Raw genomic sequence first — 22,104 nt, forward strand, 5'->3', positions numbered from 1 at the left:
GGGCGGGGCGGATGTCCCGCGATGATTCGTCAGTAGGTAACCCTGTCGTTACGTCCAGGGTCCTGACAGCTACGCGCGTTGACTCTAGGCTGCACTGGTCGCATCCGACATCACCGCCGCCCGGACCTGTCCACAGCCGGGCGTTCTCTCAAGGTGCAGGGGACCCTCATGCTCACCGTCAGATCCCGACGCGCGGTGTTCGCCGCCGTCGCCGCCGCCGGCCTCGTCGGTACGGTGGCCGTCCCGACGGCCGCGCAGGCCGCGGACGCCAAGCGTTCCAGGACCGTCAACCTCCAACTGCTGGCGATCAACGATCTGCACGGCAACCTGGAGCCCCCGGCCGGCTCGTCCGGCACCATCCGGGAGATCGACCCGGCCACCGGCCAGCCCGTCGCCACCCCGGCCGGCGGCATCGAGTACCTGGCCACCGCGCTGCGCCAGGCCCGCATCCCCGCCGACGACTCGATCACCGTCGCGGCCGGCGACCTGGTCGGCGCCAGCCCGCTGACCTCGGCGCTCTTCCACGACGAGCCCACCATCGAGGCGCTGGACAAGCTCGGCCTGGACGTCACCTCGGTCGGCAACCACGAGTTCGACGAGGGCGCGGCCGAGCTGCTGCGCCTGCAGAACGGCGGCTGCCACCCGACGGACGGCTGCTACGAGGAGGGGCGCACGTTCAAGGGCGCCAACTTCAACTACCTGTCCGCCAACGTCACCAACGAGAAGAACGGCAAGCCGCTGCTGGCCCCGTACTGGGTGACCAAGTCGCAGGGCGTGAAGGTCGGCTTCATCGGCGTCACCCTGGAGGGCACGCCGAACATCGTCACGGCCGAGGGCATCAAGGGCCTGAAGTTCGCCGACGAGGTCGAGACCCTCAACAAGTACGCCGCCGAGCTGAAGAAGAAGGGCGTCAACTCGATCGTCGCCCTGATCCACGAGGGCGGCTACCCGGCCAGCACCACCTACAACTACGACTGCGGGACGGCCGGTCAGGGCATCTCCGGCCCGATCGTCGACATCGCCAAGAACCTGGACCCGGCGATCGGCGCCATCGTCACCGGCCACACCCACAACGCGTACGCCTGCACCATCCCCGACCCGCAGGGCGTGCCGCGTTCGGTGACCAGCGCGGCCTCCTTCGGCCGGCTCTACACCGAGATCAACCTGAAGCTCGACAAGACCACGGGTGCGATCGTCCGCCCGTCGGTCAAGGCCGAGAACCACGTCGTGCGCCGCACGGTCGAGAAGGCCCCGGACATGACGGAGCTGATCTCGCACTACTCCAAGCTGGCCGCCCCGATCGCGAGCCGCCCGGTGGGCTACATCGCCTCGGACATCAACGGCCGCGGCAACGCCGACCCGGAGAAGCCGCTCGGTGACGTGATCGCGGACGCCCAGCTGACCGCCCTGGCCCCGGCCGACAAGGGTGGCGCGCAGGTCGCCTTCATGAACCCCGGCGGCATCCGCTCCGACCTCGTGTACAAGGCCTCCGGCAGCGAGGGCGACGGCGTGGTGACCTACGGCGAGGCGTTCACCGTCCAGCCGTTCACCAACATGATGCAGGTCAAGACGCTGACCGGCGCCCAGCTCGTCCAGCTGCTCCAGCAGCAGGTCAGCGGCGGCAACGAGGCCGCGCCGAAGATCCTCCAGGTCTCCAAGGGCCTCACCTACACCCTGGACATGCGCAAGACCGGCGCGGACCGGGTGCTGGTGGACAGCGTCCGCCTGAACGGCGCTCCGATCGACCCGGCCGGCAAGTACCGCGTCGCGGCCAACGAGTTCCTGGCCGGTGGCGGCGACGGCTTCCCGGCCCTCGCGGCCGGCACCGACAAGCTGGTGGGCGTCTCCGACCTGGACACCTTCACCGCCTACCTGGGCGCCAACAGCTCGGCCGCCGCGCCGCTGAAGGCCCCCGCACAGGACCGCATCACCGTCATCGGCCCGGGCAGCGCGATCGACTGACCACGAGCCGGTGAACACGGGCGGGGCGCTGTCGGGGCGCCCCGCCCGTCGTCCTTTCCGGGGGTCATTCCCCGGCCGTGTCCTTCCCCGGCGGGGCCTCCTGCGGGCCGTGCGGGGTGCCCGGCAGCCGGACGGTCGCCTGGGCGCCCGCGCCGCCGTCCCGGGCCGGGCCCAGCGCCACCTCGCCGCCGGCCTCCCGGACGCTCTGCGCCACGATGGACAGCCCCAGGCCCGAGCCGGGCAGCTGGCGCGAGGACGGTGAGCGCCAGAACCGGTCGAAGACGTACGGGAGTTCGTCCGCGGGGATGCCTGGACCGTGGTCCCGTACGACCAGCACGCCCTCCTGGAGCCGGACCTCGACCACCCCGGCGGTCGGGCTGTACTTGACGGCGTTGTCCAGCAGGTTGATCACCGCCCGTTCCAGGGCGGCCGCGTCGCCGCGGACGTACCAGGGCTCGACGACGGTCTCGAAGACCAGCCCCGGGCCGCGCAGCCGGGCGCGGGCGACCGCCCGCTCGGCGATCTCGTGCAGGGCGACCACGGCCACCGTGCCGCCGGGCCGAGGGGAGTCGGGCCGGGAGAGCTGGAGCAGGTCGCCGATCAGCACGGTGAGCTCCTGCATCTGGGCCTTCATGTTGCCGAGCAGCTTGGTCCTGGTCGCGGCGGGCAGTGGCCGCCCGGTGTCGTCGCTGCGGATGAGCAGGTCGACGTTGGTGCGCAGCGAGGTGAGCGGGGTGCGCAGCTCGTGCCCGGCGTCGGCGATCAGACGGGTCTGCCGTTCGCGGGAGTTGGCGAGCGCGGTGGACATCGAGTTGAACGAGGTGGAGAGCCGGGCGATCTCGTCGTTGCCGTGCACCGGGATGGTGGTGCCGACCTCCTCGGTGCGGGCGATGTGCTCGACCACGCCGGTGAGCCGGTCGACGGGCCTGAGCGCCGAGCGGGCGACCAGCCGGCCGGCGAGTCCGGCGAGGATCACCCCGCCGAGGGCCACGGCGCCGAGCAGCAGGGCGAGTTGGTTGAGGGAGTCCTCGATGGGTTCGACCGGCGCGGCGATCATCATCAGCAGCCGGGGCTCGTTGGGTACCGGGGAGATCCGGACCATCGCGGGCTTGCCGTTGGTGTACCGGCCGTCCCGGATGATCGCCTGGTTGGGGCGCAGCTGGGCCGCCCGGGAGTCGTCGGGCTCGATGACGATCGCCCGGTCGGCGCCGGCCGGCAGGCAGACCCCGTTGAGGGCGGTGCCGGTGTACTGGACGTCGCGGAAGGGCAGGCGCATCCGCTGCGGGGCCGACCTGCTGCTCTCCAGGGCGGCCTGCGGGGTGCTCGCGCAGGCGTACTCCGAACCGGTCAGGATGACCGGAGGCGGCACCGCCACGCTCTGCAGTTCCTTGCGGACCTGCTCGTAGAGCTTCTGCTCGACGATGAACCAGCAGGCCAGGGCGGACAGTGCGATCGCCACCGCGACGGCGGCGGTGGTGAGGAAGGTCAGCCGACTGCGGAGGGAGCGGTTGCGGTACCAGGCCTTCACGCGCCGGCGCCGGGGGCCTGGCGGAGCGCGTAGCCGACGCCGCGTACGGTCTGGATCAGGCGGGGGAGGCCGCCCTGCTCGGTCTTGCGGCGCAGGTACATCACGTACACGTCCAGGGAGTTGGAGGACGGCTCGAAGTCGAAGCCCCAGACCGCCTTGAGGATCTGCTCGCGGGTGAGCACCTGGCGCGGGTGGGAGAGGAACATCTCCAGCAGCATGAACTCGGTGCGGGTGAGCTCGACCGGGCGGTTGCCGCGGGTGACCTCGCGGGTGGCGGTGTTCATCCGCAGGTCGGCGAAGGCCATCACCTCGCCCTCCTCCTGCGCGGCGGCGGCCCGGGCGGCCTCGGTGGCGAGCGCGCTGCGGCGCAGCAGGGCGCGGACGCGGGCGAGGAGCTCGTCGAGTTCGAAGGGCTTGGCGAGGTAGTCGTCGGCGCCGACGTCCAGGCCGGTGACCCGGTCGCCGACGGCGTCGCGGGCGGTGAGCATCAGCACGGGGACGGTGTCGCCGCGCGAGCGCATCCGGCGGACGGCGGTCAGGCCGTCCATGCGGGGCATCATGATGTCGAGCAGGACGAGGTCGGGGCGGTCGCGTTCGACGGCCTCCAGCGCCTCGTGGCCGTCGGTGGCGGTGGCGACCTCGTAGCCCTCGAAGGCGAGGCTGCTCTCCAGGGCGTCCCGGAGGGCGGGTTCGTCGTCGACCACGAGGAGCCGGGCGGGGGCGGGTGCCCCGGACTCGGCGGCGGTGCGGTCGTCGGCGGACGCGGTCATGGGCGGCTGCCCCTTCTCGTTGTGTGCGGGGTGGGATGGCCTGCTCGGAGCCATTGTCCGTCCGGCGGGCCCGGGACGGCCTAGGACTGCTGGCCGGCGATCAGCTTCGGCAGGACCTTCTGGACGTCGTCGATGGGGATGGCGAAGCCGAGGCCGACGCTGCCGGCGCCGCTGCCGGTGGCGGCGGAGCCGGTGCCGCCGGGGGAGTACATGGCCGAGTTGATGCCGATGACCTGGCCGGTGGCGTTGATCAGCGGGCCGCCGGAGTTGCCGGGGTTGAGGGCGGCGTCGGTCTGGAAGGCCCGGTAGGTGGTGCCGTCGGTCGCGGTGCTGCCGCTGCCGCGCACGCCGGGCAGGTCGGGGATGCCGAAGCCGCCGTTGCCGCCGGTGCTGTCCTCGTCGAGGTCGACGGTGACCTCGCGGTCCTTGGCGCTGATGATGCCGGAGGTGACCGTGCCGGTGAGGCCTTCCGGGTTGCCGATGGCCACCACGGGGTCGCCGACCGCGACGGCGGAGGAGTCGCCGAGGGAGGCGGGGGTGAGGTTCTTCGCGCCGGTCGCGGTGATCACGGCGATGTCCAGGGAGCGGTCGGTGCCGGTGACGGTCGCGGTGGCGGTGGAGCCGTCCTGGAACGTCACCGTCAGCCGGTCTCCGGCGCCGGAGACCACGTGGTGGTTGGTGAGGATCCGGCCGCCCTCGTCGAGGACCACCCCGGTGCCGGTGGCGGTGCCGTTCGCGGTCCGGGCGCTGATCTGGACGACGCTGGGCGAGACGGCGGCCGCGATGGCGGAGACGTCGGCGCTGCCGTCCGACCGGGCGGCGATCGGGCCGGCGACGGCGGTGGTGGTGGCACCGGCGCGCTGTTCGGCGGCGAGGACCCCGCCGGTGACCCCGCCGAGGACGGCCGCGACCGCCGCGACGGCGGTGACCAGGGCGAGCCGACCGCGCAGGAGGCCGCGGCGGGCCCGGCCGCCGTGGGCCTCCGGGACGACGGTGCCGGGACCGGTGGCGGCGGCATCGGGACCGGGCGCCGCGCCGGGGACGGCGGGCGGCGGCTCCAGGGGCGGCGGGGCCGCGGGGTAGGGGGTGGAACCGGTGGGGTGCGGGCCGCCGTTGGTGGGGTCGCTGCGGTGCTGGTCGCTCATGCCGACCAACGTCCGCCCGCCGGATGAGAATCCGGTGAGAACCGGCTCAGAGGTGTCCGAGAAGCCCGTTGACTTCTCATAAAGCCTGGTCAGGGGCCCATAAAGGTCGGACGCCCCGGCGGGACGGGTCAGTCGCCGCCGCAGCCGCAGGAGCGGCGGATCACCAGGCGGGACGGGAACTTGCGCACCCGTTCGGTGTCCGAGCCGGGCACCATCAGCGAGTCGTCCAGCACCAGGTCGACGGCGGCCCGGGCCATGGCGTCCCGGTCGGAGGCGACGGTGGTCAGCGGCGGGTCGACGAAGGCCGCCTCCGGCACGTCGTCGTAGCCGGCCACCGCGAGGTCCTCGGGCACCCGCAGTCCGGCCTCGCGGGCGGCCCGCAGCACGCCGATCGCCTGGTCGTCGGTGGAGCAGAAGATGGCCGGCGGGCGGTCGGGGGAGCGCAGCAGCTCCAGCGCGACCTGGTAGGCGCCGTAGCGGTGGAAGGGCGCGTCGACCAGGTGCGGTCCGGTGGGCAGGCCGTGGGCGTCCATGGCGCGCTGCCAGCCCTCGACGTGGTCGATGACCGGGTCGCCGGGCGCGGGGGCCTCGACCGGGCCGCCGAAGCAGAGCACGTACGGGTGGCCGTGCTCCTCCAGCAGGTGGCGGACGACGGCCTCGGCGCCGCCCACGTCGTCGCTGACCACCGCGACGTCGTCGATCGCCTCGGGACGGCGGTGCAGCAGCACCACCTTGGCGCCCTCCATGGCGGCGAACTCCTCGGCGGCGCGCTGCGAGGGGCCCTGGCTGACCAGGATCAGGCCGGAGACCCGCATGCCGAGGAAGGCGCGGACGTAGTGGACCTCGCGGTCGTCGACGTAGTCGGAGTTGCCGATCAGGACGAGCTTGCCGCGCTCGGAGGCGGCGCGTTCCACGGCGTGCGCCATCTCGGCGAAGAAGGGCTGACGGGCGTCGGGGACGACCATGCCGATCAGGTTGGTGCGCCGGGAGGCCATCGCCTGGGCGACGCTGTTCGGCCGGTAGCCGAGCTGCTCGATCGCCGCGAGGACCTTCTCCCGGGTCGCGGGGGCGACCGGCCGGGGCCCGTTGTTGATGACGTAACTGACGACCGCGGTCGAGGTGCCAGCCAGCCGGGCTACGTCGTCGCGCGTCACTTTGGCCACGGGCGAAGTCTACGCGTGTGGCTCCGCCGGTGGGCAGTGGGACCTGGGCTACCCGTCGGTACGGGAGCGCCCGCGCCGGACAGGGCGGGCGGATTGCGGACAAGCCGGACGGGGCGCGCGGGCGGCCCCGGTGGGGGAGCCGCCCGCGCGCGCCGTCCGCGGGCTCAGGCCTCCACGGGGGCCGCGCTTCGCTGGGACAGCTCGGGCCGCTCCCCCTTGTCCGCCTTCTCCGGGACGACGAAGCGGTAGCCCACGTTGCGGACGGTGCCGATCAGCCCCTCGTGCTCCACGCCGAGCTTGGCGCGCAGCCGCCGTACGTGGACGTCGACCGTCCGGGTGCCGCCGAAGTAGTCGTAGCCCCAGACCTCCTGCAGCAGCTGCGCCCGGGTGAAGACCCGGCCGGGGTGCTGGGCGAGGTACTTGAGCAGCTCGAACTCCTTGAAGGTGAGGTCGAGCACCCGGCCCTTGAGCTTGGCGGAGTAGGTGGCCTCGTCGACCGAGAGGTCGCCGCTGCGGATCTCCATCGGGCTGTCGTCGGTGGTCACCTGGAGGCGGCCGGTGGCGAGCCGCAGCCGGGCCTCGACCTCGGCCGGTCCGGCGGTGTCGAGCAGGACGTCGTCGATGCCCCATTCGGCGGTGACGGCGGCCAGGCCGCCCTCGGTGACCACCAGGATCAGCGGGCAGCCGATGCCGGTGGAGCGCAGCAGCTGGCAGAGGCTGCGGATCTGCGGCAGGTCCCGCCGGCCGTCCACCAGGATGACGTCGGCGCTGGGGGTGTCCACCAGGGCCGAGCCCTCGGCGGGTGCCACCCGGACGGTGTGGAGCAGCAGGCCGAGGGCTGGCAGGACCTCCGCGGAGGGCTGTAGCGCGTTGGTGAGGAGGAGGAGAGAACTCATACCCGGTGGTCCCCTTTCCGGGTCGTCGCGGTCGCGTGACGGCTGCCGCCACAGCCGGATGGCTCACGTGCTGAGGTGAGGGTGGGTGAGGGCGCCGGCTGACGCGATCCGGAGGATTCACCGGCGCGCACGACGGAACGGGGCGTGCGTCGGAGGTCCCGCAACCCCTGGCGCGCCGTTCGTGCCCTGCTCATCCCGTGAACCTTCCGGTCTGTCCCGCGCCGGGCGGCGGCCCGGAGCCGGGTGACGACGCCCCGGCCGGACCGGGCACTCCGTTGTGCCGCGAGAGGCGGGGCGGTCCCTGCGGTGCCGCCGGGGGTGGACCGGCGATTCGCAAGAACGTCCGTACTGGCGTCCTGAAAGCACAAAAGGACCCGGGGGCGACTCTGCCCGGATCCCTTACGCCCACGAGAATAGCCGACCGCGTCCCGGGCCGGGAGGTCCCGAAAGCGAAGGTTCGGCCATTCCGGGCGGGGAGCGGGTGAGCCTGGACACAGGATCGACGCACCGACGACACCCGGACGGAACCCGGTGGACACCCCCGTACCCCCGCCCGCGTGGGCCGATTGCCGGTCGGGGCCGCCGACCCCCCATCATGGGACGCACATCGACGGGCACCGCGCGCGTTCCCCCTCCCGGGCCCCCGCGCGGCCGCCCCGGTGTTGACCCGGACCGGGACACCGGGCCGGGTGAGGACGACGAGAAGGGGTTGCCATGGGCGCGACCACCGATCCCGCGCGGGCCGTGCGGGTCAGCGGGACGATCCGCTACTGGGCGGCCGCGAAGGCCGAGGCGGGGCTGGCCGAGGAGCCGTACGAGGCCGCGACCCTGGCGGAGGCGCTGGCGTCGGCCAGGCAGCGGCACGCCGACCGGCCCGGGCTCGCCCGGCTGCTCGGGCACTGCTCCTACCTGGTGGACGGCGCGCAGGTCGGCGCCCGTGACCACGCGACCGTGCCCCTCACCGAGGGCGGCACGGTCGAGGTCCTCCCGCCGTTCGCGGGCGGGTGAGCGGGGTGACCGAGGGATACACCGGACCCGGCGGGCACCCGGGCGCGGGGCGGCACGCCGCGGGCGGACCGCAGCACGCGCAGGGCGCGCCCGAGCAGCCGTACGCCCCCCAGCAGTCCTACGCCCCCCAGCAGGGGGCCGTCGCGCCCGAACAGGCGTACCTGCCCGAGCAGCCGTACGCGCCCGGCCAGGCCCATGCGTCCGAGCAGCCGTACGCGGCGCACGCCGGGTACGGGACGGACGCGGGCCAGGTGCCCGGAGTGGGCCAGCCGTACCAGAAGCAGCCGTACCAGGGCCGGCCCTACCCGGGGCAGCCCCAGCAGCGGCCTTACCCGGGGTTCCAGGAGCCGGACGGCTACGGGCAGGACGCTCCGGGGCAGCCGTACCCGGCGGCCGCCTTCGAGCAGGCCTCCTACGAGCAGCCCCCCTACGACCGGCCGGCCTTCGACGCCCCCGGGGCGGCCCCGCAGACGTACGTCCCGCCGGTCGGGGACGCGCCGACCATGGCGCTGCCCCGGCAGGCCCCGGTCCCGCAGACCGGCGCCTTCCCGCAGCCCCCGTACGGCGGACCCGGCATGCCCGTCACCCCCGTCCCCGCGGCGGCGGCCCCCGCCGCCCCCGCCCCCGCGGCCCGGACCGGCTCGCCGATCATCGACCCAGGCCTGCAGCCCGCGCTGATCACCGCCGGGGCTGCCGCGCTGCTGGCCGGCGGCGCGGCGGTCGGCAAGCCGGCGCTGGCCCTGGTGGTCGGCCTGCTCCAGGCGCTCACCGCGGCCGGCTGGTTCCGGCTGAACGGCATGTGGCCGGCCCGTCAGGGCATCGCGCTGGCCGCCCTGGCCGGTCTGACCGCCGACGTGGCGGTGCTGCTGGCCGGCGGCAGCGGCAACGCGGCCGCGGTGGCCGGCACCCTGGGCGGGTTCTTCCTGCTGGTGCTGGTGCTCCAGACCTTCCGCCCGTCGGACCCGGCCGAGCGCTTCTACGCGCTGACCGTGCTCGGTTCGGCGACCGTGGTGACGGTGTTCTGCACCGCGCTGCTGCTGGCCGACCGGGTGCCGGCGGCGGTCGGCGCGGTCGCGCTGGCCACGCTGCTGGCGGCGGCGCCGCTGCCCGGCCCCCGGCAGCTGGGACCGGTGCTGGGCCTGGTGGCCGCGGTGGTGTTCGGCCTGGTGGTGGGCGCGCCGCCGGCGCTGGGCCTGCTGGCGGGCCTCGGCGCCCTGGTGGGCCGGCGGGTGGCGGCGTACGACTTCCCGTCGCGCTTCGTCCACATGACGGCCGGGGTGGCGCTGCCGCTCGCGGTGGCGGCGCCGCTGGTCTGGATCGGCACCGCGCTGCTCGCGGGCTGAGACGGCGCGCGGACACCCCTGGGCCGGTGCGCCGGCGGCCCGCGATCCGGTGCGTCACCCGGTGTGACACCCGTACGACGTCCCGCCCCGGAACCATGCTCCGGGGCGGGACGTCGTACGGTCGTGCGGAAGGAAGGCGTGGCGGGGTCGCGGGGACGCGTCCCGCGCGGCGGCCACTGACGACGGGGGAGAGACGATGCGCAGCTGGCAGAAGGTGACGATCGGCCTGGTGGTGCTCCTCGGCCTGCTGGTCGGTGCCGACCGGATCGCCGTGGGGGTGGCCGAGGACGAGGCCGCCGACCAGATGGTGAAGAGCGGCCGGATGAGCCAGCGCCCGGACGTGACGATCGAGGGCTTCCCGTTCCTCACCCAGGTGCTGTCCATGAAGCTGGACGACGTGCGGATCTCCGCCGACGGGCTGACCGTGGGCGACGGCACCCGCCAGGTGGCGCTGCACTCCTTCAAGGCGAAGCTGTCCGGCGTCGCGGTGAGCGACAGCCTGAGGAGCGCGACCGTGGACCAGGGCACCGGCAGCGGCCTGATCACCTACGCGGACCTCGCCCAGCTGCTGCCGCCGGCCTCCCAGCTGGTCGCCGGCGCGGCCAAGCTGCCGATCGGCTCCGGCGCCAGGCTGTCGCTGTCGTACGGCGGGCCGGGCAAGATCAAGGCCTCGCTGGGGCCGGTGGCGATCGGCGAGGGGACGCTGCGCAGCCAGGGCAACACCGTCACGGCGGACGGCTTCCAGCTGTCCGGGGTGGCCTCGATGGTGGCGGGCCTGTCCAACCAGAAGCTCCAGCCGGTGAGCTTCACCCTCTCCTCGCTGCCGGCCGGGCTGAACCTGGCCGGGGTGACCCCGCAGGAGGAGGGGCTGCAGCTGACCTTCCAGGGCAACGGGGTGAAGGTCATCGGCTGACCGGCCCCGCGCCCCGACGTTCCGCTCCGCGAGACGCGCTGTCCAGCGCGGGCCGCGGAGCGGTGTCGTTTCCGGCCCCGGACGCCCCTCGGGGGGCCCGCGGCGGTGGCGGGCCGGAGGGCCCCGAAGCGCGGAGAACCCCGAATCCCAGTATCCGAGCCATCTGATCTCAGGATTCGATACGCTGATGACAGCAGGCCTTCGGTGTCCCTAGCATCGTCGGCATGAAGCGACAGACGGACCTCACGAAGCGGCGGGCGGTAGACCTGTGCCGCGTGGCCGCCTGTCTGTGTCGAATGCGCTAACTCGGCGTCCGCGCGGGGCAGTTCCTGCCCGCCGCCGATTCCCCCGGTGATCCGGTCCGGCCTCTGGAGCCGACCTTCACCGCTGCAATCCGCAGACCATCGCCCGATGAGACGCACCACCTCCGACCGTCCCAGCATTCGGACAGGGATTCGGACGGAGCTCCCGGAACGCGCCCCTCGGGCGGACGCAGCACCGCAGCACCAGCACCTTCCGCAAACCGCCCCCGGATGGAGAACATCACCATGAGCCGCAGCGACGTCCTGGTCGACGCCGACTGGGTCCAGGCCCGCCTGGACGACCCGAAGGTCGTCATCGTCGAGGTCGACGAGGACACCTCCGCGTACGACAAGAACCACATCCGCAACGCAGTCCGGATCGACTGGAAGAGCGACCTCCAGGACCCGGTCCGCCGCGACTTCATCGACCAGGCCGGCTTCGAGGCGCTGCTGAGCGCCAAGGGCATCGCCAACGACGACACGGTCGTGCTCTACGGCGGCAACAACAACTGGTTCGCCTCGTACGCCTACTGGTACTTCAAGCTGTACGGCCACGGTGACGTCCGACTGCTCGACGGCGGCCGCAAGAAGTGGGAGCTGGACTCCCGCGACCTGGTCGCCGAGGTGCCGGCCCGCGCCGCCACCGAGTACAAGGCGAAGGCCGTCGACTCCTCGATCCGCGCCTTCCGCGACGACGTGGTCGCCGCGATCGGCACCCTGAACCTGGTCGACGTGCGCTCGCCCGACGAGTTCTCCGGCAAGCTGCTCGCCCCGGCCCACCTCCCGCAGGAGCAGTCGCAGCGTCCGGGCCACGTCCCGAGCGCCCGCAACATCCCGTGGGCCAAGAACGCCAACGACGACGGCACCTTCAAGAGCGACGACGAGCTCAAGGCCCTCTACGAGGCCGAGGGCATCGATCTGGCGAAGGACACCATCGCCTACTGCCGCATCGGCGAGCGCTCCGCGCTCACCTGGTTCGTCCTGCACGAGCTGCTCGGCCAGGAGAACGTCAAGAACTACGACGGTTCGTGGACCGAGTACGGCAGCCTCGTCGGCGTGCCGATCGAGCTCGGCAACTGAGCCACCGGCTCACCCGTAAGTCAGAAGGGAAGACAAGACATGTGCGGTGCGAAGGCCGGCGGCCCGGACCTGGCAGGAGTTGACGTGGCGAACGAGACGATCATCCAGGGTTCCGTGACCCGGGACGGCGAGCCGGTCAACGGCTACGTCCGACTGCTCGACGAGGGCGGCGAGTTCACGGCCGAGGTGCCCACCTCGGCGACCGGCCAGTTCCGGTTCTTCGCCCGCCCGGGCAAGTGGACCCTGCGCGCGCTGGTGCCGGGCCAGACCGTGGACCGTCAGGTGGTCGCCTCCCAGGGCACCGCCGTCGAGGTCGCGATCGCGGTCTGATCCACGGCCGCGGCCCGACGGCCGCGGATTCCGACGGGACACCGGAGGGCCCCTGCCACGGCGGGGGCCCTCCGCCGTACCGTGGAGGGGTGCGGGCACGCCGGAGGCACCTCCACTACTTCGTCATGATGGGCGTCTGCCTGGTGACGTTCGTCCTGGCCTGGGGAGTCGTGCGCTTCCACTCCGTGCCGGCGGCGATCGGCATGTGTCTGTTCGCGATGGTCATCCCGCCGGCCGCCGCGATCCTCGCCAACCGGCGCGACCCCGAGGACGACTGGTGGGACGACCCGCGCTGGGACGACCCCGGGTGGGACGACCCCGGTCACGACCGGGACCGCCCCGACCGTGAGCCGCGCGACCGCTAGCCGGGCCGAGTGGCCGGGCCCGGTGGCCGGGCCGGCCGTCGATCGACGCGCCCGGGTGATCAGTAGACGAGCGCCTGCACGCCGTCGGCCATGATCTCGCTGACGAAGACCTGCGCGCCCGCGATCCGGACGCCCTCCACGGTGTCCTTCTGCTCGATCCCGCGCCGCGCCGCGCACTGGGTGCACAGGGTGACCGTGCCGGCGGCCAGGATCGACTCCAGCAGGTCCGGCAGCGGCGCCGCGTGCGGCAGCTCGAACTCCGCGGCCCGTCCGGGCAGCGCGAACCAGGACGACTCCCCGGTCAGCCAGAGCGAGACCTCGATCCCGCTGGCGACGGCGACCGCCGCCACCGTGAACGCCTGCGAGCACCGCTCCGGGGCGTCCGCCCCCGCGGTGACCTTGATGACGAGCTTCTTCGGGTCCGACTTCGAGTTCGACGACATGTCGTCACCCTATTTCCCCCTACGAACCCGACGTGGCGGGGCTCACCGCGACCCGCGGTAACCCGGCGGATAGAGTGAGCGCCAGCAAAATCCACCACACTGTCGCCGCCCTGGGAGCCCCCCGTGTCCGGTCTGGAAATCTTCTTCGACGGTCTGCTGGCCCTCATGGCCGTGCTGATCACCTGGTTCGCCATCTTCTCGGTGATGAAGCTGTACCAGGGCCAGCGCTGACCGCACTGCCGTACGGTTGAAGCATTCCCACACCGACGACAGCGACCAGGAACATGATCGAGATCCCCTCTGACCTCCACAAGGACGTCGTCCCGCTCGCCTTCCTCCTCGGCACCTGGGAGGGCGCGGGCGTCTATGACTTCCCGGGCACGGAGAAGTGCAACTTCGGCCAGGAGGTCGTGTTCCGCCACGACGGCCGGCCCTTCCTGGAGTTCCGCTCCCGCACCTGGGTGCTGAACAACGAGGGCGAGAAGGTCCGTCCGCTGGAGAACGAGCACGCGTTCTGGCGGATCACCAGCAACCACCACGGCACCAGCGGTGCGCGCGGGGTCGAGATCTCCTCCGTCCGCGACGACGGCACCGTCGAGATCTGGTACGGCGAGCTGGCCGACGGCAAGCCGCAGATCGACGTGGCGACCGACGCCGTGGCCCGGATCGAGGGCTCGGCGCCCTACGCCGGCGGCAAGCGGCTGTACGGCTTCGTCAACGACGAGCTGCTCTGGGTCGGCGAGAAGGCCGCCCCCGAGGTACCGCTGCGCCCGTACATGTCGGCGCAGCTGCGCAAGGTGCTCTCCCCGGCTCAGCTGATCAAGGACATCAACGACCTGCCGGACGACGGCATCGCGTTCTTCCGCTGATCGGAATGCACGACAGGTAGGGACCGGCCAGGTGGACGGTCCCTACACTGGCATCAGGACCCCGACCTTTGGCAGGGACAGCACCGTGGCGGACACCGACACCACCGACCGGCACCTCTCCGGCGACTGGAAGACCGACCTGCGCGAGCGCGGTTACCGGCTGACCCCGCAGCGCCAGCTCGTGCTGGAGGCGGTCGACGTGCTCGACCACGCCACCCCGGACGAGATCCTCGGCCACGTCCGGCGGACCGCCAGCGGCGTCAACATCTCCACCGTGTACCGCACCCTGGAGCTGCTGGAGGAGCTGGGCCTGGTCTCGCACGCCCACCTGGGCCACGGCGCCCCCACGTACCACCTGGCGGGCCGCCACCACCACCTGCACCTGGTCTGCCGGGACTGCGACAAGGTGACCGAGACCGGGACGGAGATCGCCGCGCCGCTCATCGAGAGCCTGCGCGAGCAGCACGGTTTCGACACCGACCTCAAGCATTTCGCCATCTTCGGCCGCTGCGCCGACTGCAGCGCCAAGCGTGATCACACGGAGTCGTAAGCTGGCCGGTATGACCGGTACGAAGAGCCCGCTGCTTGCCCTGCCCGGCGCCGTCCCCGCGGAGGGGGCCGACGAGGGCGTGGCCGCCCACTACGGCGAGATCTTCCGCGAGCAACGCGCGCTCGCGTCGGGCCGGGGCTTCGTGGACCTCTCGCACCGCGACGTGCTCACCGTGACCGGCGAGGACCGGCTCTCCTGGCTGCACCTGCTGATCACCCAGCACGTCAGCGCGCTGCCGCCCGGGCAGGCCACGGACGCGCTGGTGCTCTCCCCGAACGGGCACGTCGAGCACGCGCTCTACCTGGTCGACGACGGCACCACCACCTGGGCGCACGTCGAGCCGGGCAGCCTGGAGCCGCTGCTGGCCTACCTGGAGAGCATGAGGTTCTTCTACCGGGTGGAGGTGGCCGACGCGACCGGCGACTACGCGGTGGTCCACCTGCCGGCCGGCTCCACCGCCTCCGCCGAGGGCGCCGCGGCCGTGCGCGAGCTGTCGTACGGGCGGGACCTCTTCGTGCCGCGTGCCGAGCTGGAGTCGCTGGTGGCCGGATACGGGCCGGCGGCGGGGATCTGGGCGTACGAGGCGCTGCGGATCGAGGGGCACCGGCCGCGGCTGGGCTTCGAGACCGACCACCGGACCATCCCGCACGAGGTGGACTGGCTGCGCACCGCCGTCCACCTGCAGAAGGGCTGTTACCGGGGCCAGGAGACGGTCGCCCGGGTGCACAACCTGGGCAAGCCGCCGCGCCGGCTGGTCTTCCTGCACCTGGACGGCACCGAGGAGGTGCTGCCCCCGCACGGGACGGAGGTGCGGCTCGCCTCGGACCCGGACGGCCGGGCGCTGGGCTTCGTGACCTCCTCGGCGCGCCACCACGAGCTGGGGCCGATCGCGCTGGCGATCGTCAAGCGCAACGTCCCGGTGGACGCGGTGCTGCTGGCCGGCAAGGTCCCGGGCACCCAGGACGTGATCGTCCCGCAGTAGCCGCAGTAGCCGCAGTAGCCGCAGTAGCCGCAGTAGCCGCGGGGCCGTCAGACCTCGACGAGGACGGTGAACGGGCCGTCGTTCACCAGCGCCACCTTCATGTCGGCGCCGAAGCGGCCGGTCTCCACCTTGGCGCCGAGGGCGCGCAGCCGGGTGACCACCTCGTCCACCAGCGGCTCGGCGACCGGGCCGGGCGCGGCGGCGTTCCAGGTGGGGCGGCGGCCCTTGCGGGCGTCGCCGTAGAGGGTGAACTGGCTGATCACCAGGAGCGGCGCGGCCAGGTCGGAGCAGGACCGCTCCATGCCGCTCTCGCCGCCGTCGAACAGTCGCAGGCTCCACAGCTTGCGGGCCAGCTGCTCCGCCTTGGCGGGGGTGTCGTCGTGGGTCACGCCGACCAGGACGCACAGGCCCGGCCCCTCGATCGCGCCGACGGTCTCGCCGGCCACCGTCACCCTGGCCTCGGTCACTCGCTGCACCACTGCTCGCATGCGGCCATTGTGCCGGAGGCGTCCGCCCCGCCAGGAGGCGCGTACGGCACGGTGCGCGCCGGGTGGTGCGCGCCTGCGCCAGCTCCGGTGTCGCCTGTGCTGCGGTTACCGCCGGTCGTATCAGCCACCCCCGTTCGCCACGGGGCCGTTCGGGTGCACGGGCGGTGCGGCGGCGGCGGGCGGGGTGGCACGCTGGGGGACCGTGGGGTCGGCGCGCCACGGCTCGCCGTGCCGGGCCCGGGTCCGGGCGGACGGCCGCCGGCGGGGTCAAGTCCTCCGGCGCCATAGCCCCGGCGGGTGGCATCGGCGCGGGGCGGGAACCCCCGGGGGCGTCCGGACGTGCGAACAGACGGGTACGCGGTGGGCGACGGTGCCGCGAGCGAGCGGGCGGGAACGGACGACGGCAGGTGGTTTGGGTGATGAACGCGAGCAGCGCGGCGCAGGACCGGTCCGGGTGGGCGCCCGGGGGCCAGGAGCCGCCGGTGGAGCCCGATCTCGCCGGTCTGGGCCTGGAGCAGCTGCGGACCCTGCGCCGGGAGACCGCCGAGCAGGAGGCCGACCTCTCCTACCTCCGCCGGCTGCTGCAGGGCCGGATGGACATCCTGCGGGCCGAGCTCGACCGCCGGCCGGGCGCCGGCCGGGCCGCGGACCGGCCGGCGGTCGAGGCGCCCTCCGGCGCGCTGCTGGCCCGGCTGCCGGACATCCTCACCGACGCGCCGTCCACCGTCCGGCTGTCGGCCCGGCACGTCACCTTCGGCCCGCCGCGTGGCGAGGGCTACCGGCTGGAGGCCGACGCGCTGATGGGCGACGTCCGGCTGGCCGACCTGGCGGCGCACTCCGCCGAGGAGCTGCGGGCCGCGCTGGAGCGGCTGCGGGCCCACGAGCGGGAGGTCTCCGGGCGGCGGCAGCGCCTGCAGCGGACGGCCGACGGGTGCAGCGCCGAGATCACCCGGCGGTACCGGGACGGCGAGGCCCGGGTGGACGACCTGCTGGCGGGCGGGGCCCTCTAGGAGCTGTCGTGGGGCCGCCCGGGGCCCGCCGCCGGCCCGCCCCGGCGTGCGGGCGGCGGCCCGGGGGTGCACGGTGGACCGGGGGGTCGTCGCATTCCGCCGAGCACCGCCGCGCCCCGTCGCGCGGCCGAGGAGTCCGCCATGAGCGAGCACGTGTACCGGGTCACCGAGATCGTCGGGTCCTCCACCGAGAGCGTCGACGCCGCGATCCGCAACGGGGTGGATCGGGCGGCCCGGACGCTGCGCAACCTCGACTGGTTCGAGGTGACGCAGGTCCGGGGCCATCTGGCGGACGGCGGGATCCAGCACTTCCAGGTCGGGCTGAAGATCGGCTTCCGGCTGGACGACGAGAGCTGATCCGGCCCGGTCCACCGGACGGGCCCCGGGGTCAGCGCTCCGGCAGCACCAGCGGCACGCCCGTGCGCGGGTGCGGGAACACCTCGACCGGGTGGCCGTACACCTCGCCGAGCAGCGGGGCGCGCAGCACCTCGGCCACCGGCCCGTCCGCCACGGTGACCCCGTTCGCGAGCAGCGCCACCCGGTCGGCGTAGGCCGCGGCGAGCGAGAGGTCGTGCAGCACGACGACCACGCCGTCCCCCGCGGCGGCCCGCGCCCGGGCCACCCGCAGCACCAGTTCCTGGTGGCGCAGGTCGAGGGCGGCGGTCGGCTCGTCCAGGAGCAGCAGCGGGGTGCGCTGGGCGAGCACCCGGGCGAGCGCGACCCGGGCCCGCTCGCCGCCGGAGAGCGCGGTGAACGGGCGGCGCGCGAAGGCGGTGGACTCGGTGGCGGCCATCGCCCCGGCCACCGCCTCCTCGTCCTCGGCGGCGGCCGCGGTGCCGGCCCAGGGCGCGCGGCCCATCCGGACCACCTCGCCGGCCGGGAACGGGAAGGACAGCTCGGCGCTCTGCGGCAGCAGCGCGCGGTGCCGGGCGAGTTCGGCGGCGCCGTACCCGTCGAGCGGGCGCCCGCGCAGGGTGACCCGGCCGGCGGTGGGCGGCAGGTCGCCGGCCAGGACGGAGAGCAGGGTGGACTTGCCGGCGCCGTTCGGGCCGAGCAGGGCGAGCACCTCGCCGGCCCGGAGCCGTACGGTCGCGCCGGCCAGGGGCTCGCGGTGGCCGATGGTCAGCCGGACGGCCTCGGCGGCGAGCAACTCGCTTCCGGGCTCGGGCCGTTCGGGTACGGTCCGGGTGGTGCGCGACCAGCGGCCGCCGGTCCTGCGGGTGCGGCTCATGCCCAGCCTCCCTGCCGGGTGCGGGTCCGGCGCAGCAGCCAGAAGAAGAACGGGCTGCCGATCAGTGCGGTGAGCACGCCCAGCGGCAGTTCGGCGGGTTCGGCGAGGGTGCGGGCGCCCAGGTCGGCGGCGACCAGCACCAGCGCGCCGGCGAGGGCGGAGCCGGGCAGCAGGAAGCGGTGCCCGGGGCCGGCGATCATTCGCAGCAGGTGGGGGACGACCAGGCCGACGAAGCCGATGATGCCGCTGACCGCGACGGCGGCGGCGGTGAGCAGGGCGACCACGGTGATCAGGGTCAGCCGCATCCGCTCGACGTCCACCCCGAGGTGGCGGGCCGGGCGTTCGCCGAGCGCCAGCAGGTCGAGCCGGCGGGCGTACGGCGGGGCGAGGACGAGCCCGGCGAGGGCGAAGGGGAGGACGGCCAGCACCTTGCCCCAGGTGGCCTGGGCGAGCGAGCCGAGCTGCCAGAAGGTGACCTGGCTGATCGCGGCGGTGTCGGCGGTGAACAGGAAGAGCCCGATCAGCGCGCCGCAGAAGGCGTTCACGGCGACCCCGGTGAGGATCAGCGTGACCACCTCGGTCCGGCCGGCGGAGCGGGCCATTGCGTACACCGCGAAGACCGTCAGCAGGCCGCCCCCGAAGGCGAACACGGTGATCGTCCAGCTACCGAGGGCGTCCAGGCCGAGCACGATGCAGGCCACCGCGCCGACCGCGCCGCCGGAGGAGACGCCGATGACGGCGGGCTCGGCCAGCGGGTTGCCGAACACGCCCTGCATCAGGGCGCCCGCGCAGCCGAGCGAGGCTCCGACCAGCAGGGCGAGCACCACCCGGGGCAGGCGCACGTTCCAGAGCACCGACTCGGGGACGCGGTCCAGGGCGTGGCCGCCGAGGCCCAGGCGGTGGGCGAAGGAGGCCAGGATGTCGCCGAGCGGGATGCGGTAGGCGCCGACGCCGACCGCGAGCAGGGCGCACAGCAGCAGGGCGGCGGCCAGGGCGCCGGTGATCAGCGCCAGGCGGACCGGCCGGGGTCCGCCGGGCGCGGCGGCGGCTTCGGCCACCTCCCGGACGGCGGTGGTCACTTGGCGGCCGCCGGGTAGAGCTGGGCGGCGATCTCGCGCAGCACCTGCGGGGTGCGCGGGCCGTAGCCGAGCAGCCGTCCGTCGTCGACGGAGACGATCCGGCGGTCGAGCCCGGCCGGGGTCTGGGCGACGCCGGGCAGCTTCAGCAGGCCGTCCACGCCGCCGACCGACTCCAGGCCCTTGCGCATCACCAGGATCGCGTCGGGGGCGGCCTTCACCAGGGCCTCGCTGGTGAGCGGGGTGAAGTCGCCGGTGAGGCCGGCCGCCTTGCCGGCGTCCTCGCCGCCGACGGCCTCGATCAGCGAGCCGGCGCCGGAGTCGGGGCCGCCGAGCAGGAAGACCGAGGCGCTGCCGCGCAGGTAGAGGAAGGCGACCTTGGGCCTGCGGTCGGCGGTGGGCAGGGCGGCCCGGGCCTCGGTCAGCCGCTGGGCGGTGCGCTCCTTCAACTGCCGTCCGGCGTCGGGGACCCCGAGGGCGGCGGCGACGGTGTCGATGCGCGGGCCGACGTCGTCGAGCCGCTTGGCGTCGTCCAGCACGAGCAGCGGGACGCCGGCCGCGCGGATCTGCGCGATGGCCTCGGCCGGGCCGGTGGAGCGGTCGGCGAGCACCACGGTCGGGCGCAGCGAGAGCACGCCCTCGGCGGAGACGTCGTGCGCCTGGGTGATCACGGGCAGGCCGGCGGCCTGGTCGAAGGTGGTGGAGACGTCCCGGGCGACGACCTTGGGGCCGAGGCCGAGGCTGAACACCAGCTCGGCGAGGCTGCCGTTGAGCGGGACGATCCGCTCGGTGCTGGTGACGGTGACCTGCCGGCCGTCGGCGGAGGCGGTGGTCGCGGGCAGCCGCGGCTCGGGGGCGGCGGGCAGCGGTTCGACGGTGTCCGGGCCGTGCGAGGAGTTCACCGGGGCGGCGGATCCGGCGCCGCCGGCGGTCGGGCCGCAGCCGGGCAGTGCGAGCAGCAGGCCGAGGGCGAGCAGCAGGGCGGCCGGTCCGCGGACCGGCCGGCTTCGGTTCGTGCTGCTGCTCAACATGGGCCCCTTCGCCGGGTGTTGCGGCCGTCCGGCGGCCCGGTGAAGGACCGGTGAACGGCGCTCTTGACTCATATATTAGGTTAGCCTTACCTGAGTTCCGCAAGGGGGTCGACGGCCCGTCGTCCCCGGCTGGGAGTGATCCGTCGTGCCCGAGACCAGACCGCTTCGACCCGCGGCCGCCGCGCTGGCGGCCGTCCTCGCCGCGCTCCTCGCGGTGGCCCTGCTGCCCGGCCGGGCGGCGGCGGCCGAGGGCCGGGTCTCGGGCGGCCGGCTGGACTGGGGAATCCGGCAGTCCTTCCTGACGTACGTCACCGGGCCGATCGCCAAGGGGAGTTGGGCGCTCACCGGGGGAGCCGCCACGGTCGGCGGCAGCACCTTCCGGTTCCACTCGGCGAGCGGGACGTACGACCCGGCGAGCGGTGCGCTGAGCGCCTCCTTCTCGGGCGGGGTCCGGTTCACCGGGCACCGGGAGAACGGCGTCGACGCGCTGGACCTGAGCATCGGACGGCTCACCTTCCGGGCCGTCCAGGGCGGGGCCGCCGGGCTGTACGCGGACGTCAGCAGCCGCTCCAGGGAGACCGGGCAGGTCGGCGTCGTGAGCCAGGCGAAGCTGGCCGACCTCTCACTGGGCGGCGTCGACCTGCGCGGCGCGGCCGGCACCCTGACGCTCGGCAGCGTGCCGGCGACCCTGACCGAGGCCGGGGCCAAGGCCTTCGGCGGCTTCTACCCGGCCGGGACGGCCCTCGACCCGCTCACCCTCTCGGTCAACCTGCCGGCGGCGACGGGTTCCACCGCACCCGCACCCGCCCCCGCCCCGACGTCCGCGCCCACGGTCACGCCGACCGTCGCGCCGGAGCCGGCCGGTACGCCCGAGGCCACCGCGCCCTCCGCGGGGCCGCCCGCCGGGCGGACCGAGTTCGGCAACGGCGCACTCGACTGGGGCGTACGGCGGACCTTCCGCGACTACGTCACCGGCGCCGTCGCCCAGGGCCGTTGGGAGCTCGGCGGCGGCGCCGCGGACGGCGGCGCGTTCTTCCGCTGGACCCCGGCCAAGGGCGGCTACGAACCCGCCACCGGCACGCTCTCCGCGGCCTTCACCGGCAGCGTGCGCTTCACCGGCATGCGCCAGGGCGACACGTACGGGCTGGACCTCACGCTCGCCAACCCGGCGGTGAGCGTGGCCGGTGGCGAGGGCCGGCTGACGGCCGACGTCTCCGGGCGCACGCCCGACGGCGCCACCCGGCAGCAGACGGGCGTGGAGCTGGCCCTGTTCGACCCGGCCGGGCTGCGGACCGAGGGCGGCCTGCTGAAGGCGGTCGAACTGCCGCTGCGGCTCACCGAGTCGGGCTCCCGCGCCTTCGGCGGGCTCTACCCCGCGGACACCGGGATGGACCCGCTGAGCTTCGCCGTCGCCCTCGACCCGGCCGCCGCACTGCCCCCGCTGCCGGACCTCGGCAGCGCCCCGGCCACCCCGCCCGCCACCGCCACCCCGGCCACCGCAACGGGCACACCGGCCGCCGCGGCGCCCGTCGCCGCCTCCTCGGAGGGCCTCCCGGTGCTCGCGCTGCTCGGGGGCGCGGCGGCGGTCGCGCTGGCGGCCGGGGCCGGCCTGCTGGCCC

At 74.2% G+C, this 22,104-nt stretch carries 24 protein-coding genes; 14 read left to right on the forward strand and 10 right to left on the reverse strand.

The window, feature by feature from the left end; all coding sequences use genetic code 11:
- Positions 1-168 precede the first annotated feature (168 nt).
- Entirely contained in the window at positions 169-1,962 is a 1,794-nt protein-coding gene (locus ACWEQL_RS18045; RefSeq protein WP_452151245.1) for a bifunctional metallophosphatase/5'-nucleotidase, read from the forward strand.
- Between the two features lie 64 nt (positions 1,963-2,026).
- On the opposite strand, the gene ACWEQL_RS18050 is transcribed toward ACWEQL_RS18045, so the two are convergent.
- The 5 genes from ACWEQL_RS18050 to ACWEQL_RS18070 form a co-directional block, all read right to left on the reverse strand.
- Positions 2,027-3,490, reverse strand: a complete 1,464-nt coding sequence (locus ACWEQL_RS18050) for a sensor histidine kinase (protein ID WP_452151246.1) — start codon at positions 3,488-3,490, stop codon at positions 2,027-2,029.
- Positions 3,487-4,260: a response regulator transcription factor gene (locus ACWEQL_RS18055; RefSeq protein ID WP_452151247.1), complete on the reverse strand. Its 774-nt coding sequence runs from the start codon at positions 4,258-4,260 to the stop codon at positions 3,487-3,489. Before ACWEQL_RS18055 ends, ACWEQL_RS18050 begins: the two co-directional genes overlap by 4 nt.
- Before the next feature lie 80 nt (positions 4,261-4,340).
- A complete protein-coding gene (locus ACWEQL_RS18060) occupies positions 4,341-5,405 on the reverse strand; it encodes a S1C family serine protease (RefSeq protein WP_452151248.1) in 1,065 nt (354 codons plus the stop codon).
- Between the two features lie 128 nt (positions 5,406-5,533).
- On the reverse strand, positions 5,534-6,568 hold the full coding sequence (locus ACWEQL_RS18065; RefSeq protein WP_452151249.1) for a LacI family DNA-binding transcriptional regulator: 1,035 nt from the start codon (positions 6,566-6,568) through the stop codon (positions 5,534-5,536).
- A 164-nt stretch (positions 6,569-6,732) separates the two neighbouring features.
- The gene (locus ACWEQL_RS18070) at positions 6,733-7,464 is read right to left on the reverse strand and encodes a response regulator transcription factor (RefSeq protein WP_452151250.1); all 732 of its coding nucleotides are present in this window, start codon (positions 7,462-7,464) and stop codon (positions 6,733-6,735) included.
- 714 nt (positions 7,465-8,178) lie between these two features.
- Between ACWEQL_RS18070 and ACWEQL_RS18075 the strand changes: the two genes are divergently transcribed.
- The 7 genes from ACWEQL_RS18075 to ACWEQL_RS18105 all read left to right on the forward strand — a co-directional run bounded on the left by ACWEQL_RS18075 (position 8,179) and on the right by ACWEQL_RS18105 (position 12,805).
- The gene (locus ACWEQL_RS18075; RefSeq protein ID WP_452151251.1) at positions 8,179-8,472 is read left to right on the forward strand and encodes a MoaD/ThiS family protein; all 294 of its coding nucleotides are present in this window, start codon (positions 8,179-8,181) and stop codon (positions 8,470-8,472) included.
- Between the two features lie 5 nt (positions 8,473-8,477).
- A complete protein-coding gene (locus ACWEQL_RS18080; RefSeq protein ID WP_452151252.1) occupies positions 8,478-9,815 on the forward strand; it encodes a hypothetical protein in 1,338 nt (445 codons plus the stop codon).
- A 196-nt stretch (positions 9,816-10,011) separates the two neighbouring features.
- Positions 10,012-10,728, forward strand: coding sequence for an LmeA family phospholipid-binding protein (locus tag ACWEQL_RS18085; RefSeq protein WP_452151253.1), 717 nt, complete (start codon positions 10,012-10,014; stop codon positions 10,726-10,728).
- Between the two features lie 224 nt (positions 10,729-10,952).
- Positions 10,953-11,033: an Ms5788A family Cys-rich leader peptide gene (locus ACWEQL_RS18090; protein WP_350517234.1), complete on the forward strand. Its 81-nt coding sequence runs from the start codon at positions 10,953-10,955 to the stop codon at positions 11,031-11,033.
- Positions 11,034-11,276: 243 nt separating this feature from the next.
- Positions 11,277-12,110, forward strand: a complete 834-nt coding sequence (locus tag ACWEQL_RS18095; RefSeq protein WP_452151254.1) for a sulfurtransferase — start codon at positions 11,277-11,279, stop codon at positions 12,108-12,110.
- Positions 12,111-12,149: 39 nt separating this feature from the next.
- The gene (locus ACWEQL_RS18100; RefSeq protein WP_030059605.1) at positions 12,150-12,440 is read left to right on the forward strand and encodes a DUF1416 domain-containing protein; all 291 of its coding nucleotides are present in this window, start codon (positions 12,150-12,152) and stop codon (positions 12,438-12,440) included.
- A gap of 89 nt (positions 12,441-12,529) precedes the next feature.
- Positions 12,530-12,805: a DUF3099 domain-containing protein gene (locus tag ACWEQL_RS18105; RefSeq protein ID WP_452151255.1), complete on the forward strand. Its 276-nt coding sequence runs from the start codon at positions 12,530-12,532 to the stop codon at positions 12,803-12,805.
- Positions 12,806-12,864: 59 nt separating this feature from the next.
- Here ACWEQL_RS18105 and ACWEQL_RS18110 read toward each other — a convergent pair whose 3' ends face one another.
- Positions 12,865-13,248 (reverse strand): DsrE family protein, encoded by a 384-nt coding sequence (locus ACWEQL_RS18110; RefSeq protein ID WP_452151256.1) that lies wholly within the window; start codon positions 13,246-13,248, stop codon positions 12,865-12,867.
- A gap of 284 nt (positions 13,249-13,532) precedes the next feature.
- Here ACWEQL_RS18110 and ACWEQL_RS18115 point away from each other — a divergent pair, with 284 nt between their 5' ends.
- The 3 genes from ACWEQL_RS18115 (at position 13,533) to ygfZ (ending at position 15,649) form a co-directional block, all read left to right on the forward strand.
- Positions 13,533-14,117, forward strand: coding sequence for an FABP family protein (locus ACWEQL_RS18115; protein WP_452151257.1), 585 nt, complete (start codon positions 13,533-13,535; stop codon positions 14,115-14,117).
- A gap of 85 nt (positions 14,118-14,202) precedes the next feature.
- Positions 14,203-14,667, forward strand: coding sequence for a Fur family transcriptional regulator (locus ACWEQL_RS18120; RefSeq protein WP_452151258.1), 465 nt, complete (start codon positions 14,203-14,205; stop codon positions 14,665-14,667).
- A gap of 10 nt (positions 14,668-14,677) precedes the next feature.
- On the forward strand, positions 14,678-15,649 hold the full coding sequence (gene ygfZ / locus ACWEQL_RS18125; RefSeq protein ID WP_452151259.1) for a CAF17-like 4Fe-4S cluster assembly/insertion protein YgfZ: 972 nt from the start codon (positions 14,678-14,680) through the stop codon (positions 15,647-15,649).
- 47 nt (positions 15,650-15,696) lie between these two features.
- Here the strand turns inward: ygfZ and dtd are convergent, their stop codons facing one another.
- Positions 15,697-16,137, reverse strand: coding sequence for a D-aminoacyl-tRNA deacylase (gene dtd / locus ACWEQL_RS18130; RefSeq protein ID WP_452151260.1), 441 nt, complete (start codon positions 16,135-16,137; stop codon positions 15,697-15,699).
- A gap of 419 nt (positions 16,138-16,556) precedes the next feature.
- Between dtd and ACWEQL_RS18135 the strand changes: the two genes are divergently transcribed.
- Both ACWEQL_RS18135 and ACWEQL_RS18140 read left to right on the forward strand, forming a co-directional pair.
- Positions 16,557-17,147, forward strand: a complete 591-nt coding sequence (locus tag ACWEQL_RS18135; RefSeq protein ID WP_452151261.1) for an RsiG family protein — start codon at positions 16,557-16,559, stop codon at positions 17,145-17,147.
- 141 nt (positions 17,148-17,288) lie between these two features.
- Positions 17,289-17,504 carry a dodecin gene (locus ACWEQL_RS18140; RefSeq protein ID WP_452151262.1) on the forward strand — a complete coding sequence of 72 codons (216 nt, stop codon included), beginning with the start codon at positions 17,289-17,291 and terminating at the stop codon, positions 17,502-17,504.
- 31 nt (positions 17,505-17,535) lie between these two features.
- On the opposite strand, the gene ACWEQL_RS18145 is transcribed toward ACWEQL_RS18140, so the two are convergent.
- Genes ACWEQL_RS18145 through ACWEQL_RS18155 form a run of 3 tightly spaced genes read right to left on the reverse strand, consistent with a single transcriptional unit; the run spans position 17,536 to position 20,485 of the window.
- Positions 17,536-18,378, reverse strand: a complete 843-nt coding sequence (locus ACWEQL_RS18145) for a heme ABC transporter ATP-binding protein (RefSeq protein ID WP_452151263.1) — start codon at positions 18,376-18,378, stop codon at positions 17,536-17,538.
- Positions 18,375-19,457 (reverse strand): FecCD family ABC transporter permease, encoded by a 1,083-nt coding sequence (locus tag ACWEQL_RS18150; protein ID WP_452151264.1) that lies wholly within the window; start codon positions 19,455-19,457, stop codon positions 18,375-18,377. Before ACWEQL_RS18150 ends, ACWEQL_RS18145 begins: the two co-directional genes overlap by 4 nt.
- Entirely contained in the window at positions 19,454-20,485 is a 1,032-nt protein-coding gene (locus ACWEQL_RS18155) for a heme/hemin ABC transporter substrate-binding protein (protein WP_452151265.1), read from the reverse strand. Before ACWEQL_RS18155 ends, ACWEQL_RS18150 begins: the two co-directional genes overlap by 4 nt.
- Before the next feature lie 145 nt (positions 20,486-20,630).
- Between ACWEQL_RS18155 and ACWEQL_RS18160 the strand changes: the two genes are divergently transcribed.
- Positions 20,631-22,104 (forward strand): HtaA domain-containing protein (locus tag ACWEQL_RS18160; RefSeq protein ID WP_452151266.1); only part of this gene is annotated, 1,474 nt, incomplete at its 3' end.

It is taken from the genome of Kitasatospora sp. NPDC004240, from assembly GCF_053603215.1.

Coding starts and splice junctions, on each gene's coding strand:
- ACWEQL_RS18110 (WP_452151256.1), bottom strand. CDS start 13,248: ATGTCGTCGAACTCGAAGTCGGACCCGAAGAAGCTCGTCATCAAGGTC.
- ACWEQL_RS18115 (WP_452151257.1), top strand. CDS start 13,533: ATGATCGAGATCCCCTCTGACCTCCACAAGGACGTCGTCCCGCTCGCC.
- ACWEQL_RS18060 (WP_452151248.1), bottom strand. CDS start 5,405: ATGAGCGACCAGCACCGCAGCGACCCCACCAACGGCGGCCCGCACCCC.
- ACWEQL_RS18145 (WP_452151263.1), bottom strand. CDS start 18,378: ATGAGCCGCACCCGCAGGACCGGCGGCCGCTGGTCGCGCACCACCCGG.
- ACWEQL_RS18090 (WP_350517234.1), top strand. CDS start 10,953: ATGAAGCGACAGACGGACCTCACGAAGCGGCGGGCGGTAGACCTGTGC.
- ACWEQL_RS18095 (WP_452151254.1), top strand. CDS start 11,277: ATGAGCCGCAGCGACGTCCTGGTCGACGCCGACTGGGTCCAGGCCCGC.
- ACWEQL_RS18135 (WP_452151261.1), top strand. CDS start 16,557: ATGAACGCGAGCAGCGCGGCGCAGGACCGGTCCGGGTGGGCGCCCGGG.
- ygfZ (WP_452151259.1), top strand. CDS start 14,678: ATGACCGGTACGAAGAGCCCGCTGCTTGCCCTGCCCGGCGCCGTCCCC.
- ACWEQL_RS18070 (WP_452151250.1), bottom strand. CDS start 7,464: ATGAGTTCTCTCCTCCTCCTCACCAACGCGCTACAGCCCTCCGCGGAG.
- dtd (WP_452151260.1), bottom strand. CDS start 16,137: ATGCGAGCAGTGGTGCAGCGAGTGACCGAGGCCAGGGTGACGGTGGCC.
- ACWEQL_RS18155 (WP_452151265.1), bottom strand. CDS start 20,485: ATGTTGAGCAGCAGCACGAACCGAAGCCGGCCGGTCCGCGGACCGGCC.
- ACWEQL_RS18140 (WP_452151262.1), top strand. CDS start 17,289: ATGAGCGAGCACGTGTACCGGGTCACCGAGATCGTCGGGTCCTCCACC.
- ACWEQL_RS18045 (WP_452151245.1), top strand. CDS start 169: ATGCTCACCGTCAGATCCCGACGCGCGGTGTTCGCCGCCGTCGCCGCC.
- ACWEQL_RS18085 (WP_452151253.1), top strand. CDS start 10,012: ATGCGCAGCTGGCAGAAGGTGACGATCGGCCTGGTGGTGCTCCTCGGC.
- ACWEQL_RS18075 (WP_452151251.1), top strand. CDS start 8,179: ATGGGCGCGACCACCGATCCCGCGCGGGCCGTGCGGGTCAGCGGGACG.
- ACWEQL_RS18100 (WP_030059605.1), top strand. CDS start 12,150: ATGTGCGGTGCGAAGGCCGGCGGCCCGGACCTGGCAGGAGTTGACGTG.
- ACWEQL_RS18055 (WP_452151247.1), bottom strand. CDS start 4,260: ATGACCGCGTCCGCCGACGACCGCACCGCCGCCGAGTCCGGGGCACCC.